Source organism: Salmonella sp. SSDFZ54, from assembly GCF_004010735.1.
In the GTDB taxonomy this organism is placed as follows: domain Bacteria; phylum Pseudomonadota; class Gammaproteobacteria; order Enterobacterales; family Enterobacteriaceae; genus Salmonella; species Salmonella enterica.
In genome coordinates this window covers 4,424,685-4,443,422 of sequence record NZ_CP034819.1, presented here as the reverse complement: position 1 = coordinate 4,443,422, position 18,738 = coordinate 4,424,685, and the positions used below count along the sequence as shown (strand labels likewise).

Below are 18,738 nucleotides of genomic sequence, written 5' to 3'. Positions count from 1 at the left end.
ATAGCACAGTTCCCGCCGCTCAACCAGCGTGCAAAATGCGTCAGGCAGCGGTCATGTCGGGCATCGCGTGCCAGACCGGCCAGTGAAAGCTAAATTTTGCGCCGCCCAGTTCGCTCTCGTCACAGACGACGCTACCGCCCATCGCCAGGGCGATAGAGTGTACGATGGCGAGTCCAAGCCCGCAGCCGCCTGTCGCCCGGTCTCTACTGGGGTCGAGTCTGACAAAAGGTTCAAATACGCGCTCTCGCGCATCCGCTTCAATGCCGGGGCCGTCATCTTCAACTATCAGCGTTGCCTGACTGCCGTCGAGTAACAGGCTGACTTGAACGGTGGTACGACTGTAGCGCAACGCATTATTCAGCAGGTTATCCAGCACTCGCGACATTAACCGCATATCAAGCGCGCCATAATCGCCGATTACACATGTGACAAGGTTTACGGCACGTTCCGGGGTCACGCTCTGCACATCCTGTAAATGCGCGAGCAACCAGGCGGGGAGGTCGGGTTCGGTCAACATCAGTTCATTTTGCGGTCGGTCAAGGCGCGCATAGGTGAGCAGTTCTTCAATCAGCGCTTCCAGTTGACCAATATCGCGATTGAGCGCCTGTGATTCCGGCGGTGTCAGATTTTCACTCATTTCAAGCCGATAGCGTAAACGTACCAGCGGCGTGCGAAGCTCATGGGCGATACCGTCAATCAGCTGTTTTTTACTGGCGATCAGGGCATTAATGTTATCCGCCATCTGGTTGAACGCGACGCCCAGACGTTCGAAACTGGAGCCATTATCGAAGTGCAGGCGTTCAGTCAAATGACCCTCGCCAAAGCGCTGCGCGGCGGATTCGAGCCTGAGCATTTCTTGCCAGTGCGGGCGCATCCAGATAAACACAGGAAAGGCGAGAGAAAAGGCAATGAGCGCCATTAAGGCGATATCCAGCAGTCGCATTTGATGCAGGAAATAGAGATAGGGAACCGGGCCAACCGCCAGGACGTAATGGCTGCGCGGGATACGCTGAATAAAGGTGTATTGATCGTCAAGCGCGACAATATCGCCTTCACGCAGTCGCTGCGTGGTGGCGGCATCAAGCTTATAGTGATTTAACGGTTCAACGCGTAAATCGAAAGAGAGGTTCAGGTCCATCTCTTTTAACGTTTTCCCCCATTCACGCGGCGGAATTTCCCGCAGTTCGCTGCGCATCAGATAGAGCGAACTTTTCATCAGATCGTCGAGCGATTGCCTGCCCGCGCGTTCGGCGGTGAATTTGTACACCAGTCCGACCAATAAGGTCATGACCAGAAAACAGACGAACAGCAAAAGGTAAAACTGCACAAACAGCTTTTTCATCAACGCCCACCGGATCTCAATACATTAGCTCTATCGCGCGCTGACGAAAAAGATTTCCCGTCAGCGCTGCTGGTGGGTTATAAAAGCAGGCTTTGCGTCAACTGACAACCTCATTGTCCGGCGTTAAGTTCCGGACTTTCGTGAACAATGCGTCCATCGACAAGCGTCAAAACAGCGCGAATGGTATCAATTCTGTCTTCCGGCATCGTCATAAATGGCTGATTGAGTACCGCCAGATCGGCCTGTTTTCCGACGCTAAGCTGGCCCCGGTGTTGTTCGGCAAAGGCGAGCCAGGCGGCATGACGTGTATATAACGCTAGCGCTTCCAGACGCGTGAGCCGCTCGCTGGCGGGTTTACGCACGGAACCGCCTGACGCTATACCGGTGATATGATATTCGATAGCGTGCCAGACACCGGCAATGCCAATACGCGTCGAATCGGTGCCGCCAGCTACGACAAGCCCTTTATCCAGCGCCAGTCGAACCGGCGGCGAATTGTCCGTCGCGCCGGGTGGATTGGCGTCACGGATGGCAAGCCCCTCAAAGTAAGGCCCCATTTGCACAGTGTATGCCAGACCCAGCTTACGCATTCGCTCAAGCGTCTGTGGCGAACCGGTATTCAGGTGCGCAATAGACCAGCGGAGAGGGCGCAGATCGTACTGCTGCGCTACCTGCTCAAAAATCGTCAATATCGCGTCGGCGCTGTCATCGGTATATGCATGGATCTCAAGCGGTATTCCCCGTTTTGCCGCAAATGTCGCGACCTGGCGAAGCGCGGTTTTGTCCTGCTCTGAGGAAGAAAACCCTGGGGCCATCCGCACGCCGTCATTCATTCCGGCCACCAGGCTTTCCCCCAGGCCAAGAAAAGCCAGTTGCCCGTCATCGGCACGCGCCGGGCGAAAGGCCATCAGGTTGCTGAACCACTGCGCTTCATGACCTTTCGCTTCCGGCTGTACCGGAATGCGATACCCAACGCGCAGCGGTAAATCCCCCTGGTTTCGCATTGCAAATAAAGGCTCATAAGCGGCGGCAGGCCCGGCAGAGGGGTCAATGATGCCGGTCACGCCGCGAGCGTTCATATCAGCGAAAAATTGCCGCAGACCGCCCTCGCGATCGGCGTTACTACTTATGCTGGCAAAAAGCTGATTGAACGCGGCGATGTCACCAAATAATTTCCCCGTGGCGCTACCTTTTGCGTCGCGCTCTACGCGGATTCCCGCTAAATCAGGAGGAGGGGTGTTGTTAAGGCCAAGTACGTCTATACCGCGCTGATTCACTAACGCATAGTCGTAAAGATACTGAATATAAGCCGGATGATCGGGAAGGGCGTGGCTCAGTTCGGCTACCGTCGGCGCCCGGTTTTCTGCAAATTGTGCCGGTATCCACGATCCCACTACGGCTACCCATTGATCGTGGGGACGACGGTTAGCGTCGGTGCGTAATTTATCCAGCGCGTCTTTAAGCGAAGGGCTGTCGTACCAGTAGGTTTCGAATGTCCAGGTTTGTCCGCCGCGAATGGCGTGGATGTGGGTATCGGTCAGGCCGGGTATCACGGTTTTACCCTGTAAATCGATGGTACGGGTATGGTTGCCGCGCCATTCATTTGTCGCCGTATCATCGCCAATCGCCACAATCCGCGAGCCGGAAATCGCCAGCGCGCTGGCCTGCGGCTGGGCATCATTCAGAGTGATGATATTACCGTTATGCAAAATAATATCCGCTGCCGGGCGGGCGGCGGTGGCTGCGCCTGTGGCCGTGAGCAGAAAGAGAAGCGCGGTTCTGGAAAGCAGAGGCGGGACGAGACTGATCATTAGCATGTTCCTTTTGTCGGGCGATAAGCAAACCATAGAGAGCGAACAAGAATTGTTCAATCTGTGCCCAGGGAACAGTGCGTTCTGTTTTTAGAACGGTGGTAATGAAAAAAGAAAAGCCCGCCAAAACGGCGGGCTTGAGAAGAATTAATGAATAATTAGAACTGGTAAACCATACCCAGCGCGACGATATCATCAGTGCTGATACCGGCATCTTTATAGAACTGGTCGTCATCATCCAGCAGGTTGATTTTATAATCAACATAGGTGGAGAAGTTTTTGTTGAAATAGTAGGTAGCACCTACATCAGCATATTTAACCAGGTCTTTATCATCGCCATTAACGTTGTTATAGGTCAGATCTTTACCTTTAGACATCAGGAAAGAAACCGCCGGGCGCAGACCGAAATCAAATTGATATTGGGCTGTAACTTCGAAGTTTTGCGTTTTGTTTGCTACGCCGCCAGCATAACCCGCATCCGTTTTACCATAAGGCGTCATATTACGGGTTTCAGAATACATAGTCGCTAAATAGATGTTGTTGGCATCATATTTCAAGCCAGCTGTCCATGCATCCGCTTTGTCGCCGCCAGCAATCGTGCCGCCAGCATTGACTTGCTCATTAGTACGATCGGAAGTGGTATACGCAGCGCCTGCGCTGAAGCCCATGCCAATATCATAGGTAGTAGAAATACCGAAGCCATCACCGTTATCGTAACGAATATCGTCGCCATTATTACGGTTATTGGTACCGATATTTACATCGTCAGCGCTTTGGCTTTCATTTTTACCCTGATATTGCAACGCGAAGTTCAGACCGTCTACCAGACCGAAGAAATCAGTGTTACGGTAGGTGGCCACGCCGTTAGCACGACCGGTCATGTAGTTGTCAGCGTAAGTATAGGAGTCGCCGCCGAACTCAGGCAGCATATCGGTCCAGCTTTCCACGTCGTACAGGACGCCGTAGTTACGACCATAGTCGAATGAGCCGTAGTCGCCGAATTTCAGGCCGGCGAATGCCAGACGAGTCCAGGAATTAGCGCCTTCGCCTTCGGTAGTGTTAGCCTGAACGTTATATTCCCACTGGCCGTAACCGGTCAGTTGGTCGTTAATCTGCGTTTCGCCTTTAAAGCCGACACGCATATAGGTCTGATCGCCATCTTTAGAAGAGTCATCAGAGAAATAGTGCAGGCCGTCTACTTTCCCGTAAAGGTCCAGTTTGTTGCCGTCTTTGTTATAAATTTCAGCGGCGTGTGCTGCGCCAGCAGCCAGCAGAGCCGGGATGACAAGTGCCAATACTTTTCTTTTCATTTTTTTATCCTTAAAAACTTAACTTATTTGCAAAAGATTGAACTTCTACAGATTCGTTGAATCAAAGGCATCCTAATCTGAATAATATTATTTCAGCAAATGCTAACTTTTCTTATATGTTATTAATTAATACAAAAGTTACTATCGGAAACGCATATATTTATGGTGAATATATTTGTTATTATATATTCATGGTTGTGATTTGTTTTATTTCACACTTTGCGAAAAAAGATGGCAATATAGCGGCGGGCAGACATTCTGTTATCAATTTTGTGAACTGGCTTCGAGTTTTTTTAATTTAATTTTTTTTGCGAAAAAGACGTAATGATGAACCACAACGCAGAGAAAACGGTAATAAAGGGGCTGTTCCGACTAATAAAAATAGCATCCATGTATACAATGTCTGTTTTTTGAACAGTGGCGGTGATGAGCATCGCCACTATGACTTAATAAAGGCAGGTAAAATCTGTCGGCTAACTTATCCCGTCGTTTCGTCCCAGGCATGAGGGGCAAAAAGATAGCCTTTATTGCGAATGGTCTTTATACGATAGGGCTCAGCAGCGCTATCCAGCAGTTTCTTACGCAGGCGGGAAATCGCCACATCCACGCTGCGATCCAGACCATCATAATTGACGCCGCGCAGCGTTTTTAGCAACGCGTCGCGATCCATAATTTGTCCGGCGTGTGTCGCCAGTTCCCAGAGCAATTCAAAATCGGCGGTGGAGAGCGATATGAAATCGCCGTTGAGCTGGACCGCCCGGTTAAGGGGATCGATGGTTAACGCGCCAAAACGCAGCGCTTTATGCGGCGTAAGCGCGCTCTCCTGAAGACTTTTTGCCTGTTGCGTTTGTTCGCTTTGCCGCAGGTGTAAGCGCAGACGCGCCAGCAAAACGGCCGGAGGCGTGGTTTTGAGGATGTAGTCGCAGGCGCCCATCTCCAGCGCCAGAATATGATTCATATCACTGTCCAGCGAGGTGAGCAGGACAATCGGGCCTTGCCAGCGGTGGCGTAAATCGCGGCATATCGTCATGCCATCTTTACCTGGAAGCATAATATCCAGTAAAACCAGATCGGGCTGAGTGGTGAGGATAAGATCCTCCGCCCGGTCACCACGCGGCTCAACAATGACATCAATATCATGTTTCGCCAGATAAGCGGCAATGAGCGAACCCACTTCAGCGTCGTCTTCAACAAATACAATGCGGTTCATATTATAAATGGAGAATAGAAAACGCCAACATACACCGCCTCTGTTTTCCCTTCCATAAATCTTTTCTAAACGAGAGCGGTTCCGTTATGCTACACGCTGTTGTTATTAGCGTGTTAAGGCAAGGTAATGGGACTCGTGATTAAAGCTGCCCTGGGGGCGCTGGTCGTCGTATTGATTGGTCTGCTGTCAAAAACGAAAAATTATTATATCGCCGGATTAATTCCTCTGTTTCCAACGTTTGCGCTTATCGCGCACTATATCGTGGCCAGCGAGCGGGGCATCGACGCGATGCGTACCACCATCGTCTTTAGCATGTGGTCGATCATTCCTTATTTCATTTATCTTGCAACGCTATGGTATTTCAGCGGCGTGATGCGCCTGCCCGTCGCGCTTGGCGGTGCGGTGGTCTGCTGGGGGCTAAGCGCGTGGCTGCTGATTTTTTGCTGGATTAAATGGCATTAATATTGGCAAAGACCGTGGTTTCCCCATCGTAATACAGACGGATATTACGATGGGGAGGTTGTTAACCCACCAGCATCCACGTAGCCGGAACCGCCGCGACCAGCAATAAACCAATCAGCACGACTTCCTGACGATTTAATACGTTGTCATGCTTGTGCGTCCGACGCGCATACAGGAAAACCAGTAATCCTGGCGCGTACAGTACGACGGACAGCAGCAGGTGCATGGGACCCGACGCATATAATAACCATAAGCCATAAATACAGGCTCCGATACCGACCGCCCGATGGAGGGGACGCGTTGCAATCTTCAGCAGAAATGCGCCGACCAAAAAGTAGGGCACCAGAATCATTTCTGACGCAATCGTCAATAGCGTGTTGTAGTCTGAACCGGTAAGCCAGATCAGCACCAGACAGATTTGCACACAGATATTGGTGAGCCATAACGACGCAGAAGGCGCGCCTTGCGCATTTTGTCGCGCGAAGATGCCCGGGAAGGATTTATAGGCTGCCGCCAGAAATGGTACCTCCGCCGCCATGATAGTCCAACTTAGATAAGCCCCGCAGACAGACACAATCAGCCCAGCTGCAATAATAATTTCTCCCCACGGCCCCATCATTTTTACCATCAGTCCGGCCATCGACGGGTTGCGCATCTCCGCCAGTTCCGGACGCGCCAGAACGCCAAGAGAAAGCAGCGTGACCAGGAGATATATTCCCAGCGCTGCGAGTACCGCCAGTAGCGTGGCGCGGCCTACATCGCGTTTATTTTTCGCTCGGGCCGAGACGACGACGGCGCCTTCAACGCCAATAAACACCCACAGCGTAATAAGCATGGTGTTCTTGACCTGTTCCCATACGGGAATACCGAGTTCAACACCAGTGAAGTCCAGTGTGAAGGTATCCAGTTTGAACATCATGATAGCCAGCACAATAAACGCGCCGAGCGGCAACAGTTTCGCCAGAGTCGCGACCAGATTGATGCTGGCTGCCGTTTGTACGCCGCGCAGGATGAGGAAATGGACAATCCAGAGCAAGACTGAAGCGCCGACAATAGCCTGCCAGGTATTACCGTCGCCAAACAGACGCAGGGCAGGCGTATCGGTAAAGAAACTCAGCGCTGAAAAGACGATAACCAAATAGGATACGTTGGCGATGACCGCGCACAGCCAATAGCCCCAGGCAGAACAAAAGCCAATCAGTTCGCCGAAGCCTTCGCGGGCGTAAGTAAAGATACCGCCGTCAAGCTCGGAGCGAATGCGCGTAAGGATTAACATGGCGAATGCCAGTAAGAGTATCCCCACGCCGGTAATGGCCCAGCCAATTAACAACGCAGCCGGACTGGCAACGGCGGCCATATTCTGGGGCAGACTGAAAACACCTGCGCCAAGCATTGAGCTTAAAACCAGCGCGGTCAGCGCGCTCAGTCCCAGTTTTTTTTCCATTGGTATCCAGCTATAAAAATGAAATTGGAAGAATAATTATTATGGCAAAACGCATAAAAATGGTGAAAGCCACTAAGGCGCGGGATTTTACGGAGAGAAGGGACCGCATGCAACGGCCTGGATAAGATTTATCGCCAAAAAAGCGAAAAGTGAGATTCATCGCGATATTTGACGGAACTGGCATCCCGCGAGAAAGTGCCGGATGGCGGCTTATCAGGCCTACCGTTGAACGATCGTGTAGGCCTGATAAGGCAGGTATGCCGCCATCCGGCGAGAAAGCCTGATGGCGACGCGCGCCTTATTTATAGAGGTCGGCGCTGATGGTGATGTTATTGCCGCGCTCCTGCCACTGACGCGTAATATGATAATACTTAGCGCCTTTCTTCGCCGCGCGTTTGGCGACCTGATAGGAGATTTCTGTCATATTGCCGTAGTTGCCGGTGAACTTAACGCTGTCGAAAGGCACCATCATCGCAGCCGTCGCTTTATTCAGCTCCTCAACTTTTGTGCCATCCGGTAGTGTGACAGTGTAACGCCCGCCTTTGGAGGATTGCGTTTCGAAGAAACGGCCTACTTCGGCGCTCGGCGAGGCTGACGTGGCGACGCCTGGAATTTCGACTTTCTTCGCAGCTTCGCCGCCCTGAGCCAGCGCGGCGCGGCCAGCTTCAGAGTCTGCCGGAATAGCGTCCGGGCTCTGGACGATGCGTTTTTTCGCATCTTGTTTATAGATAAATGCAGTGATGCGCTGGTTTCCGCCCTGATTCGCATCTATCTGACGAACAATATAGAAAGCGTATGCGCCTTTTTGTTTCGCCGCTTTCGTAATGGCATCGTTAACTTCCGGCTGGCTACGGTAGAAGCCCTGAACGGTGACGGTGTCATACGGTTCTAATTGTACGGCCTGGTCTTTCGGTAATTCCACGATGCCATTAATGACACGATTTTTGGGCGCGTCGGCTTTCGGCGCGTCGGCTTTATACACGTCCGCCACAACACGCCAGTTACCACTGTTGCCGAACTCCGAGGTGTCGACAACATAGAAGGAGGCTGCGCCTTCTTTATCTGCGCGGCGGGACACGGCGGAGACCGCATCGCCAATAGCATTAAAACGACCGGTAATAACGATGCGGTCATAAGGTTTTAGTGCAGCCGCTTGCTCCGGCGTCAGTTCTGTTGCTGCATGGACAGAAAAAGCAGCCGCAGAAAGCAGAGCCGACGCCAGGAGAGTGTTCTTAAGCTTCATAAAAATAATCCTTCGCCTTGCGCAAACCAGGTACTGGTATTGTTATTGACTAGAAACGTGGCTGATTATTGCATTTAAACCATATGGATGTCTGCGGGATTTTTCACGCATCGTGTCATGTATCCTATCTTTGATGATAACATTTACCGATATGTCGAAAAAAACGGCGTCCGGGCGGCTAAGCTAATGAAGCGCATAAATTTAATAAGTTAATTTAATGTTAATTTCTTGATCCTGGCAGAGGTTTAATGATGTTTTGCTGTCAAATTTGAGCGAATTATCAGCCCTCGCAGGCCATTTTCAAGGCATTATGGCTGCTTAGTGGCTGAATCGTTCATGTTTTGCAAATTTGATAAAAAATTCTGTTTTTTGGCGCTAGATCACAGGCGTTATTTTCAGTAGGTTATAGAGAGTTTGTAACGGTTTTATTCTGCTGGGGTAACATTTACCTCAAACGCGGGCAGGCGTACGCTTCTCGCGCTTACTGACAAACCATCATCAAAAATACCGATGGAAGGGAACATTTATGCGAATTGGCATACCAAAAGAGCGGTTACCCAATGAAACCCGTGTCGCTGCGACGCCGAAAACGGTAGAGCAGCTACTGAAGCTGGGGTTTAGCGTCGCTATCGAAAGCGGGGCGGGTCAACTGGCAAGTTTTGACGACAAAGCGTTTGCGCAGGCTGGCGCGGATATTGTAGACGGCAATGCTATCTGGCAGTCGGAAATTATTCTCAAGGTTAATGCGCCTGAAGAAGATGAAATCGCTTTACTGAACCCCGGAACTACGCTGGTCAGTTTTATCTGGCCTGCGCAAAATCCTGGGTTAATGGAGAAACTTGCCGAACGTAAGGTTACGGTGATGGCGATGGACTCCGTGCCGCGTATTTCCCGCGCGCAGTCGCTCGACGCGTTAAGCTCAATGGCGAATATCGCGGGTTATCGCGCCATTGTAGAGGCCGCGCATGAATTTGGGCGCTTCTTTACCGGCCAAATCACCGCCGCCGGGAAAGTGCCGCCGGCGAAGGTGATGGTGATTGGCGCGGGCGTTGCCGGTCTTGCGGCTATCGGCGCGGCAAACAGCCTGGGGGCGATTGTCCGCGCGTTTGACACTCGTCCTGAAGTCAAAGAGCAGGTCCAGAGTATGGGGGCTGAGTTCCTCGAACTGGATTTTAAAGAGGAAGCCGGTAGCGGCGATGGTTACGCCAAAGTGATGTCCGAGGCGTTTATCAAAGCGGAAATGGCGCTCTTTGCCGCCCAGGCCAAAGAGGTCGATATCATCGTTACCACCGCGTTGATTCCGGGCAAACCAGCGCCGAAGCTGATTACCCGCGATATGGTCGATTCTATGAAGGCTGGCAGCGTGATTGTCGACCTGGCCGCGCAGAATGGCGGTAACTGCGAATATACCGTCGCCAATCAGGTTGTGACGACGGACAATGGCGTAAAAGTGATTGGCTACACCGATCTACCGGGGCGTTTGCCGACGCAGTCATCCCAGCTTTATGGCACCAACCTGGTTAACCTGCTGAAGCTGCTGTGCAAAGAGAAAGACGGCAATATTGACGTGGATTTTGACGATGTCGTGATCCGTGGCGTGACGGTGATTCGCGACGGCGACATTACCTGGCCTGCGCCGCCAATCCAGGTTTCCGCGCAGCCACAGGCCGCGCCTAAAGCAGCACCTGCGCCAAAAGAGCCGGAAAAGCCCGCTTCACCCTGGCGGAAGTATGCGTTAATGGCGCTGGCGATCATTCTTTTTGGCTGGCTGGCCGATGTCGCGCCAAAGGAGTTCCTCGGCCATTTTACCGTGTTTGCGCTCGCCTGCGTGGTTGGTTATTACGTGGTGTGGAACGTGTCTCATGCGCTTCATACGCCATTAATGTCGGTGACCAACGCAATTTCAGGGATTATTGTTGTCGGGGCATTATTGCAAATTGGTCAGGGCGGCTGGGTCAGCTTCCTGAGCTTTATCGCGGTGCTTATCGCCAGCATTAATATTTTCGGTGGCTTCACCGTGACTCAGCGTATGCTGAAAATGTTCCGGAAAAACTAAGGGGTAACACATGTCTGGAGGATTAGTTACAGCTGCATACATTGTTGCCGCGATCCTGTTTATTTTCAGTCTTGCCGGGCTTTCAAAGCATGAAACGTCCCGCCAGGGGAATAACTTCGGTATTGCCGGGATGGCGATCGCGTTGCTGGCGACCATTTTCGGGCCGGATACCGGCAACGTGGCATGGATTCTGGTCGCCATGATTATTGGCGGCGCGATTGGCATCCGCATGGCGAAAAAAGTTGAGATGACCGAGATGCCGGAGCTGGTCGCGATTCTGCACAGTTTCGTGGGCCTGGCGGCGGTACTGGTTGGCTTTAACAGCTATCTGTACCATGACGCCAGTCTGGCACCGGTGCTGGTGAATATTCATCTGACCGAAGTCTTCCTCGGTATCTTTATTGGCGCAGTCACTTTCACTGGATCGATCGTAGCGTTTGGTAAACTGCGCGGCAAAATCTCTTCTAAGCCGTTGATGTTGCCTAACCGTCACAAAATGAACCTGGCGGCGCTGGTTGTTTCTTTCCTGTTGCTGCTGGTTTTTGTCCGTACCGAAAGCGTGGGTCTACAGGTTCTGGCGCTACTGCTGATGACCATTATCGCGCTGGCGTTTGGTTGGCATCTGGTCGCTTCTATCGGCGGGGCGGACATGCCGGTGGTTGTTTCAATGCTGAACTCCTATTCCGGTTGGGCTGCCGCGGCGGCTGGCTTCATGTTGAGCAACGATTTGCTGATTGTGACCGGCGCGCTGGTCGGTTCGTCAGGCGCGATCCTGTCTTACATTATGTGTAAAGCGATGAACCGCTCTTTCATCAGCGTTATTGCTGGTGGGTTCGGTACTGACGGCTCCTCAACGGGCGACGATCAGGAAGCTGGCGAACATCGCGAAATCACGGCGGAAGAGACCGCTGAGATGCTGAAAAACTCCCACTCCGTCATTATTACGCCGGGGTATGGGATGGCGGTAGCGCAGGCGCAGTATCCGGTGGCGGAAATCACCGAAAAACTGCGCGCGCGCGGGATCAACGTGCGTTTCGGCATTCATCCGGTGGCGGGTCGCCTGCCGGGGCATATGAACGTGCTGTTGGCGGAGGCGAAAGTGCCTTATGACATCGTGCTGGAGATGGACGAGATCAATGATGATTTCGCCGATACCGATACCGTGCTGGTGATTGGCGCGAACGATACGGTGAACCCGGCGGCGCAAGACGATCCCCGCAGCCCGATCGCCGGTATGCCGGTTCTCGAAGTGTGGAAAGCACAGAATGTCGTGGTCTTTAAGCGTTCAATGAATACCGGTTATGCTGGTGTGCAGAACCCGCTGTTCTTTAAAGAGAATACGCAAATGCTGTTTGGCGATGCCAAAGCCAGCGTGGATGCGATTCTGAAAGCGCTTTAATCTTTTAAACGTGCGGCGGCCTCTTCGGAGGCCGTTTTTATACACTTCATCCTTTACGCTGCCTCTTTGTTGGCTGCGCTCAGAAACCCCGGTCACATCGTTATCTATGCTCCCGGGGATTTCTTCCCTTGCCGCCGCGAGGCATCTTGAATGATTTTGTGTATGTATTGCATTTTATCTTTTGTTTAAATCGCTAAGCAGAACGGCGATACTCTGCCCGCCGGTGGTCTGTTCGAGGGCGATTTTGACAATGATGGTTAACGGAACGGAGAGCAACATGCCCACCGGACCTAATAACCAGCCCCAGAAAATTAACGACAAAAATACCACTAAGGTTGAAAGGCCTAAACCACGTCCCATGATTCGTGGCTCAAGGATATTGCCGAAGACCAGATTAATCAGCAGATAGCCTGCCAGCACCAGCAGCGCATCATAAAACCCGTTAAATACCAGCACCTGAATAATGGGTGGCAGGGCAGCGAGCACCGATCCAATATTAGGAATATAGTTCAGCGCGAAGGCCAGTAGACCCCAGACAAAGGCGAAGCGGACATCCAGCGCGGCCAGCATTCCCCATGCGACCAGCCCCGTCACGATACTGATCGCTGTTTTTAACACCAGATAATGGGAAACGCTATCAAGCGCGCGTTGAATTGCCGCCATACCTTCTACCGGGCGGCTCATCATCTGCTGCAGTTTTTCAGGCAGTTGTGGAACCTCCAGCAGCATAAATACCACGGTCAATAGCAATAAAAAGATGGATGACATGGCATTGGACAGTTGGGTGAGCAGGTTCGTTACCAGAGTCATGGCGGCGTTTGGATCGATATATTTCGCCAGCTCATCAACCGACACGCCAATGCCAGCTCGCTGCAACCACGGTTCAATACGTTGCAACGGTATCACCAATGAGGAGCGATATTGCGGTAGGGTACGAGCCAGTTCATTTAATGATGTCCCCAAATAGGCCAGTAGCAGTACCATTAACATAACAATAATCACAATGAGCAATGATACGGCGATAACGCGCGGAATTCGGCATCGGGTCATCCGTTGCACAACGGGATTGAGAACGACTGCAATAAATAACGCCAAAATAAAGGGAACAATGATATCTGCGGCGAAGCGGATACCGCTCAGAATAACCACCAGCATTCCCAGCATAATGACGATTTTTAGACCATTGAGCGTGATGATCGGTTTTGCCATATCAGTCCCTGTTTTCTGATGCCGACACGAATAATAATGTGATGTCGGTCGACCTGTTCTGGTTAAAATCAAACACTTCAGGTAAAGAAGTGAAAATATTTTGAGTTAATTCCTGGCTTATGATACAAATCAGGCGTGTTCAACTACCGAGGACAATTATCATCCGCGATGACGAGAAGCAACACTGCGGATAATTGTAATATTATGGACAATATGTTCAGCGCTTTTTTCTCCACGCAAACGCATCTTCACTCTACCTCCTTTTTCCTGCTTATCGGCGAGCAGCACTGGCGTAACGCACTTTAGTCTCTCACTTCTGCCTGAGCTGGCGCAATGCGCTGTGCTAACTGATTTTATTTTTTAGTTTGCTGCGTGCAGCAGACTCGAAAGAGTATATTCTCATGCAGGAGAAGTGTCATGTTTTACTGGATTTTATTAGCTCTGGCTATCGCGACTGAAATTACCGGCACGCTCTCAATGAAATGGGCTAGCGTGGGTAATGGCAATGCGGGTTTTATTTTAATGCTGGTGATGATCACGCTGTCATATATATTTCTTTCTTTTGCGGTAAAAAAGATTGCCCTGGGTGTAGCGTATGCCTTATGGGAAGGGATCGGCATTTTATTTATTACCATTTTTAGCGTGCTGCTATTTGATGAAGCATTATCAACCATGAAGATAGCCGGCTTGCTGACGCTGGTCGCTGGCATCGTATTGATCAAATCAGGGACGCGTAAACCCGGCAAACCGGTGAAGGAGGCGACTCGTGCAACAATTTGAATGGATACACGGCGCCTGGCTTGGGCTGGCAATAATGCTGGAAATCGCGGCTAACGTACTGTTGAAATTTTCGGACGGCTTTCGCCGTAAATGCTATGGCATCTTATCGCTTGCCGCTGTTCTGGCCGCCTTCAGCGCGCTTTCCCAGGCGGTAAAAGGGATAGACCTGTCGGTGGCGTATGCGCTATGGGGCGGTTTTGGTATTGCCGCCACGCTGGCGGCGGGCTGGGTGCTCTTCGGCCAGCGCTTAAACCCCAAAGGCTGGGTTGGCGTGATATTGCTGCTCGCCGGAATGGTCATGATCAAATTTGCCTGAGACGATCGCTGCCTGTCGGTTCAGGCAGCGATTCCCGCATTAATCCTGCGCCAGAGCTTTCAGCTTATCGCGAAAGCCGGTGACGGATATAGCGCGGTTATCGGCGCGCCAGCGATCTTTAGCCGCAGGGGCGGAGCTTTGTACGCCAATGAGCTGCCATCCGCTATCCGTGTGCAATAAGAGCGGCGAGCCGCTGTCGCCAGGTAACGTGTCGCACTGGTGTGAGAGTACGGCATTCTGCGCCCAGCCGGTCACGACGCAATCCTGATGGGAATAGAGCGCATTCAGATGATCTTCCGGATAACCAGACTGCGTGACTTTTCGGTCTGCGGCTTTCAACGCCGCAGTGAGCGCCGCTTTATCGCCGGTAAATAAAGGCACTGGCGTGATACCGGAAGGTGGGTAGCGCAATATTACCAGACCAAAATCCCAGCTTGCCGCGGCAGGCGGCACAATCCAGCCATCGCCATCCGCTTTCAGACGTCGGCCCAGCGACGGTTCAACGCGGCCTTCAATGCCGTGGATTTCATAGCGCCATACTCCTTTTCGCGCCACAAAACGCAGCGCAACCGCCTTGTCTGGTTTTCCTTTCGGTGGCGTTAGCAGGCAGTGACCTGCTGTCAGGGCGATATGCGGGGAGATAAGCGTTGCCGTACACAAATTACCGCTGGCGGTCTCTAGTTGCCCGATGGCATCCCACGGCGATTGGGTAGGATCGGCGACGGGCACCCGATCGTCATGGTTAAAAAAAAGCGTTTTGACGTCGCTGGCATCCGTGGCGTCTGTTTCAGTCCCCCTGGCTTTCGCCATAACCGGTAAAAAACACACTATGCCCAGTAATACAGCAATGGTTTTATGCATATCACACTCTGGTGGGTAATTATGATTATTAACAACAAACCCTCAGTACTACTATAGACGTGACGGTAAGAAAGTGGGAGTAAAATCAGATAACTACACTCAGGAAAGATAGAAATGCGTGGCAATAACGGCGCATAAAATAAGCACGATAAGAATGAGCTCAAAGCGGTAGCGAGACACTTTTTTGCCCTCCCGGAAGGCGGCGCTAAACCAGAACAATTTAGCGCCGTAAAAACGGGCGCGGGGGCGCGCCGCAGCATGTTACGACTTACGCAGCCGGTTGAGTAGTTGGTTTTGACGTGGTTTTGGCTGGCGCTTTACCACCTTTTTTCTGGTGCTTTTTAGCTGCCTGCGCTTTTTGCTCAACGGTTTTTTTATGCTGTTTTTTGTGGTGCTGGGTGGTCTGGGTTGTTTTGGCAGGCGCTGCGGTTTTCGCAGGCGTTGCAGTCTCAGCCGCGAATGCTGCGGAAGAGAGACCCATTGCAGCGGCAACAACCAGAGCTAATACTTTTTTCATTTTGATACCCTCGATTTGGTTTTCATTCAACCCCACTGCGGGGCCGGTGAAATGACTATATCGCTGTTATCAAAAGGCTTCCGTGAGTGATTGGTTTCGGCATGTAACGCTATGTACAATCCCCCGGTAACGCGATGTAAGCCCCCACCATAATAGGTAGCTTTACGTTACCGGCCGTTATTTTTGGTCGCAGAGTCGGTAATATCCGCCCTCCAGAATAACAGGCACACCGTATATGAATCCGATAATCTGGGTGGTATTTACGCTTCTGGCGCTGGATGCAATCAGAGAAGTTATGGGCGTATCAAGCCTGACAGGTCTATGGTGAACAGTGAGTCGTGGCGTGAAACCAGCCCGGCGATAGCGCACGTTGCTATCGCCGGATTATTTCTTTTCAGGCGTGAAGACGATGATGTAACCGCGTCCCGACCAGGATGGCCAGCACCAGCATTAGCGCGATAAAACCACCTACGCCGTTCCAGCCGTAACTATGCCAGAATACGCCGCCTAGCGTCCCGGCGATACTGGACCCCAGATAATAGCTGAAAAGATAAAGTGACGAGGCCTGTCCCTTCGCCCGGCGCGCACGCGGGCCAATCCAACTACTGGCCACGGAGTGCGCGGCGAAAAAGCCGGCGGAAAAAAGCAGCATCCCGGCAAAAATCAGCCAAAGCGAGGTAAAAAGCGTCAGTAAAAGCCCACCCAGCATTACTGCGGTAGAGAACAGCATCACCGGCCCCCGGCCATAGCGTGAGGTCATTGCGCCAGCTTTCGGCGAGCTCCATGTGCCGGTGAGATAGGCTACGGATAACAGTCCGACCACGGCCTGGCTTAATTCCCAGGGGGAGAGCATCAGGCGATAGCCAATGTAGTTAAACAGGGTGACGAACGCGCCCATCAGTAAAAAACCTTCCGCAAACAGCAGAGGTAACCCCCGATCGCGCCAGTGGAGACGAAAATTAATAAATAGCGTTTTAGGCCGTAGCGACGTGGGACGGAAATGTTGCGAGGCGGGTAAAATCTTCCAGAACATCAGCGCGGACGCAAGCGCAAAGCATCCGATGGCCGCCAGCGCGATGCGCCAGTTAAAAAAGTCGGTCATGACGCCGCTTAATAAACGCCCGCTCATTCCGCCGATGGAATTACCGCTAATATAAAGCCCCATAGAGAAAGCGACAAAGCTGGGATGGATTTCTTCACTCAGGTAGGTCATTCCCACCGCGGCGACGCCGCTTAACGACAGACCGATCAGCGCGCGCATAATCAGAATACCATGCCAGCTGGTCATCATGGTTGATAACAATGTGCAGCAGGAGGCTAATAACAAGGCGGTGACCATCACCGGTTTACGGCCTATCGCATCAGAAAGCGGGCCGGTAAAAAGTAAGCCGATAGCCAGCATGGCGGTAGAAATAGAAAGTGAAACGCTGCTGCTGGCGGGGGAGACGCCAAACTCCTGGGAAAGTACCGGTAGTATAGGCTGAACGCAATAAAGGAGCGCGAAAGTCGCCAGGCCCGCGGAAAAAAGGGCCAGCGTGACGCGCATGAAAGGCGCTGTACCGCGTTTAATAAATTGAACCGGCTGAGAATGGCGTTGTTCATCGATATCGCTCGCCGTGGCGTCATCGAGAATAGTTGTACGACTCACGTTAAATCCTTGCTTTACATCTCCGTCAACAGGAGACGGGTATAACCGACATGTAAAGCATAGAAAAAACAAAATATTCTGTCTAATATATTAATTGTCTCAAATAAGACGTTAAAAATATGAATATCGAATTACGTCATTTACGTTACTTTGTGGCGGTAGCAGAAGAGCTGCATTTTGGTCGCGCCGCCGCGCGCCTCAATATCTCGCAGCCGCCGCTCAGTCAGCAGATACAAATTCTGGAGCAGCAGGTCGGCGCGCGATTACTGGCGCGGACCAACCGCAGCGTAGCGTTAACCGCCGCCGGGCGACAGTTTCTGGTGGATAGCCGACACATCCTGAGTCTGGTAAACGACGCCGCCGCTCGCGCCGAGCGGTTGCATCAGGGCGAAGCGGGAGAAATCCGTATTGGCTTTACGTCTTCAGCGCCTTTTATTCGGGCGGTATCGCATACCTTTTCGCTGTTCCGCCAGTCCTATCCGGGAGTGCATATGCAAACGCGTGAAATGAATACGCGTGAGCAAATCGCGCCGCTCAACGAAGGCGTACTGGATATTGGCTTGCTGCGGAATACGCCGCTGCCCGACACACTTAATCGCGAGGTGATTTTGCATGAGCCGCTTATGGCCATGATCCCGCGCGAACATCGGCTGGCGCAAAAGCCGGTCGTCAGTCTGACAGAACTGGCGGAAGAACCTTTCGTCTTTTTCGATCCGCATGTCGGGACGGGCCTCTACGACGATATTCTCGGCCTGATGCGGCGCTATAACCTGTCGCCGACCATCACGCAGGAGGTAGGCGAGGCAATGACCATTATCGGTCTGGTGGCGGCGGGACTGGGCGTCTCGATTCTGCCGGCATCCTTTAAGCGCGTACAGATGAGTGAGATGCGCTGGGTTCCCCTGGCAGAAGAGGACGCCGTATCTGAAATGTGGCTGGTATGGCCGAAGCATCATGAACAGAGTCACGCCGTACAGCGGTTTTGCCAACTGCTATTACTGGCTGCCCGACGGGATTAATTACGCTTAAAAAGGGTGAAAATGTGCAGTTAATCACACGGCTAAGCAAAAAGTTGACGGCGAGTATTGAAGTGTTTCACCATAGCACACAGATTATTTCGGAGCGCGAAA

Annotated in this window: 17 protein-coding genes; 7 read left to right on the top strand and 10 right to left on the bottom strand. The window is 52.0% G+C overall.

Features of this window, described 5'->3' with window-relative positions:
* Nucleotides 1-40 precede the first annotated feature (40 nt).
* From rstB to rstA, 4 genes are all read right to left on the bottom strand, one after another.
* A complete protein-coding gene (gene rstB, locus EOS97_RS22045) occupies nucleotides 41-1,342 on the bottom strand; it encodes a two-component system sensor histidine kinase RstB (protein WP_000732954.1) in 1,302 nt (433 codons plus the stop codon).
* A gap of 110 nt (nucleotides 1,343-1,452) precedes the next feature.
* Nucleotides 1,453-3,159 (bottom strand): amidohydrolase, encoded by a 1,707-nt coding sequence (locus EOS97_RS22040; protein WP_000928669.1) that lies wholly within the window; start codon nucleotides 3,157-3,159, stop codon nucleotides 1,453-1,455.
* 152 nt (nucleotides 3,160-3,311) lie between these two features.
* On the bottom strand, nucleotides 3,312-4,463 hold the full coding sequence (gene ompS2, locus EOS97_RS22035) for a porin OmpS2 (RefSeq protein ID WP_000824328.1): 1,152 nt from the start codon (nucleotides 4,461-4,463) through the stop codon (nucleotides 3,312-3,314).
* A 478-nt stretch (nucleotides 4,464-4,941) separates the two neighbouring features.
* The gene (gene rstA, locus EOS97_RS22025) at nucleotides 4,942-5,673 is read right to left on the bottom strand and encodes a two-component system response regulator RstA (RefSeq protein WP_001080048.1); all 732 of its coding nucleotides are present in this window, start codon (nucleotides 5,671-5,673) and stop codon (nucleotides 4,942-4,944) included.
* A 126-nt stretch (nucleotides 5,674-5,799) separates the two neighbouring features.
* On the opposite strand from rstA, the gene EOS97_RS22020 reads away from it, so the two are divergent.
* Entirely contained in the window at nucleotides 5,800-6,135 is a 336-nt protein-coding gene (locus tag EOS97_RS22020; protein ID WP_000524877.1) for a GlpM family protein, read from the top strand.
* Nucleotides 6,136-6,196: 61 nt separating this feature from the next.
* On the opposite strand, the gene EOS97_RS22015 is transcribed toward EOS97_RS22020, so the two are convergent.
* A complete protein-coding gene (locus EOS97_RS22015) occupies nucleotides 6,197-7,579 on the bottom strand; it encodes an amino acid permease (RefSeq protein ID WP_000412353.1) in 1,383 nt (460 codons plus the stop codon).
* A 298-nt stretch (nucleotides 7,580-7,877) separates the two neighbouring features.
* Entirely contained in the window at nucleotides 7,878-8,822 is a 945-nt protein-coding gene (gene ydgH, locus EOS97_RS22010) for a DUF1471 family protein YdgH (RefSeq protein WP_000769294.1), read from the bottom strand.
* 526 nt (nucleotides 8,823-9,348) lie between these two features.
* Here ydgH and pntA point away from each other — a divergent pair.
* On the top strand, nucleotides 9,349-10,878 hold the full coding sequence (gene pntA / locus EOS97_RS22005) for a Re/Si-specific NAD(P)(+) transhydrogenase subunit alpha (RefSeq protein ID WP_001219354.1): 1,530 nt from the start codon (nucleotides 9,349-9,351) through the stop codon (nucleotides 10,876-10,878).
* 10 nt (nucleotides 10,879-10,888) lie between these two features.
* On the top strand, nucleotides 10,889-12,277 hold the full coding sequence (gene pntB / locus EOS97_RS22000; RefSeq protein ID WP_000014056.1) for a Re/Si-specific NAD(P)(+) transhydrogenase subunit beta: 1,389 nt from the start codon (nucleotides 10,889-10,891) through the stop codon (nucleotides 12,275-12,277).
* A 174-nt stretch (nucleotides 12,278-12,451) separates the two neighbouring features.
* Here pntB and EOS97_RS21995 read toward each other — a convergent pair whose 3' ends face one another.
* Complete coding sequence (locus EOS97_RS21995) at nucleotides 12,452-13,486, bottom strand: AI-2E family transporter (protein ID WP_001118268.1); 1,035 nt, start codon at nucleotides 13,484-13,486, stop codon at nucleotides 12,452-12,454.
* A gap of 417 nt (nucleotides 13,487-13,903) precedes the next feature.
* Here EOS97_RS21995 and mdtJ point away from each other — a divergent pair, with 417 nt between their 5' ends.
* Both mdtJ and mdtI read left to right on the top strand, forming a co-directional pair.
* Nucleotides 13,904-14,266: a multidrug/spermidine efflux SMR transporter subunit MdtJ gene (gene mdtJ, locus EOS97_RS21985; protein ID WP_000500278.1), complete on the top strand. Its 363-nt coding sequence runs from the start codon at nucleotides 13,904-13,906 to the stop codon at nucleotides 14,264-14,266.
* A complete protein-coding gene (gene mdtI, locus EOS97_RS21980; protein ID WP_001183821.1) occupies nucleotides 14,253-14,582 on the top strand; it encodes a multidrug/spermidine efflux SMR transporter subunit MdtI in 330 nt (109 codons plus the stop codon). The genes mdtJ and mdtI overlap by 14 nt, the downstream gene beginning before the upstream one ends.
* Before the next feature lie 39 nt (nucleotides 14,583-14,621).
* On the opposite strand, the gene EOS97_RS21975 is transcribed toward mdtI, so the two are convergent.
* Complete coding sequence (locus tag EOS97_RS21975; RefSeq protein WP_000549652.1) at nucleotides 14,622-15,443, bottom strand: serine protease; 822 nt, start codon at nucleotides 15,441-15,443, stop codon at nucleotides 14,622-14,624.
* Nucleotides 15,444-15,711: 268 nt separating this feature from the next.
* Nucleotides 15,712-15,960, bottom strand: coding sequence for an acid resistance repetitive basic protein Asr (gene asr, locus EOS97_RS21970; protein WP_000756314.1), 249 nt, complete (start codon nucleotides 15,958-15,960; stop codon nucleotides 15,712-15,714).
* A 235-nt stretch (nucleotides 15,961-16,195) separates the two neighbouring features.
* On the opposite strand from asr, the gene EOS97_RS27295 reads away from it, so the two are divergent.
* Nucleotides 16,196-16,288: a hypothetical protein gene (locus EOS97_RS27295; protein WP_001068154.1), complete on the top strand. Its 93-nt coding sequence runs from the start codon at nucleotides 16,196-16,198 to the stop codon at nucleotides 16,286-16,288.
* 66 nt (nucleotides 16,289-16,354) lie between these two features.
* Here EOS97_RS27295 and EOS97_RS21965 read toward each other — a convergent pair whose 3' ends face one another.
* Nucleotides 16,355-17,608 (bottom strand): MFS transporter, encoded by a 1,254-nt coding sequence (locus EOS97_RS21965; protein WP_000091796.1) that lies wholly within the window; start codon nucleotides 17,606-17,608, stop codon nucleotides 16,355-16,357.
* A gap of 119 nt (nucleotides 17,609-17,727) precedes the next feature.
* Here EOS97_RS21965 and EOS97_RS21960 point away from each other — a divergent pair, with 119 nt between their 5' ends.
* A complete protein-coding gene (locus EOS97_RS21960) occupies nucleotides 17,728-18,627 on the top strand; it encodes a LysR family transcriptional regulator (protein ID WP_001019577.1) in 900 nt (299 codons plus the stop codon).
* Nucleotides 18,628-18,738: the final 111 nt, after the last annotated feature.

What these genes read in the sequence shown, in the direction of transcription:
- EOS97_RS22040 (WP_000928669.1), bottom strand. Translation starts at nt 3,159, where the DNA reads ATGCTAATGATCAGTCTCGTCCCGCCTCTGCTTTCCAGAACCGCGCTT.
- EOS97_RS21975 (WP_000549652.1), bottom strand. Translation starts at nt 15,443, where the DNA reads ATGCATAAAACCATTGCTGTATTACTGGGCATAGTGTGTTTTTTACCG.
- EOS97_RS22020 (WP_000524877.1), top strand. Translation starts at nt 5,800, where the DNA reads ATGGGACTCGTGATTAAAGCTGCCCTGGGGGCGCTGGTCGTCGTATTG.
- EOS97_RS22015 (WP_000412353.1), bottom strand. Translation starts at nt 7,579, where the DNA reads ATGGAAAAAAAACTGGGACTGAGCGCGCTGACCGCGCTGGTTTTAAGC.
- pntA (WP_001219354.1), top strand. Translation starts at nt 9,349, where the DNA reads ATGCGAATTGGCATACCAAAAGAGCGGTTACCCAATGAAACCCGTGTC.
- EOS97_RS21960 (WP_001019577.1), top strand. Translation starts at nt 17,728, where the DNA reads ATGAATATCGAATTACGTCATTTACGTTACTTTGTGGCGGTAGCAGAA.
- ompS2 (WP_000824328.1), bottom strand. Translation starts at nt 4,463, where the DNA reads ATGAAAAGAAAAGTATTGGCACTTGTCATCCCGGCTCTGCTGGCTGCT.
- rstB (WP_000732954.1), bottom strand. Translation starts at nt 1,342, where the DNA reads ATGAAAAAGCTGTTTGTGCAGTTTTACCTTTTGCTGTTCGTCTGTTTT.
- asr (WP_000756314.1), bottom strand. Translation starts at nt 15,960, where the DNA reads ATGAAAAAAGTATTAGCTCTGGTTGTTGCCGCTGCAATGGGTCTCTCT.
- mdtJ (WP_000500278.1), top strand. Translation starts at nt 13,904, where the DNA reads ATGTTTTACTGGATTTTATTAGCTCTGGCTATCGCGACTGAAATTACC.
- pntB (WP_000014056.1), top strand. Translation starts at nt 10,889, where the DNA reads ATGTCTGGAGGATTAGTTACAGCTGCATACATTGTTGCCGCGATCCTG.
- EOS97_RS21995 (WP_001118268.1), bottom strand. Translation starts at nt 13,486, where the DNA reads ATGGCAAAACCGATCATCACGCTCAATGGTCTAAAAATCGTCATTATG.
- EOS97_RS27295 (WP_001068154.1), top strand. Translation starts at nt 16,196, where the DNA reads ATGAATCCGATAATCTGGGTGGTATTTACGCTTCTGGCGCTGGATGCA.
- rstA (WP_001080048.1), bottom strand. Translation starts at nt 5,673, where the DNA reads ATGAACCGCATTGTATTTGTTGAAGACGACGCTGAAGTGGGTTCGCTC.
- ydgH (WP_000769294.1), bottom strand. Translation starts at nt 8,822, where the DNA reads ATGAAGCTTAAGAACACTCTCCTGGCGTCGGCTCTGCTTTCTGCGGCT.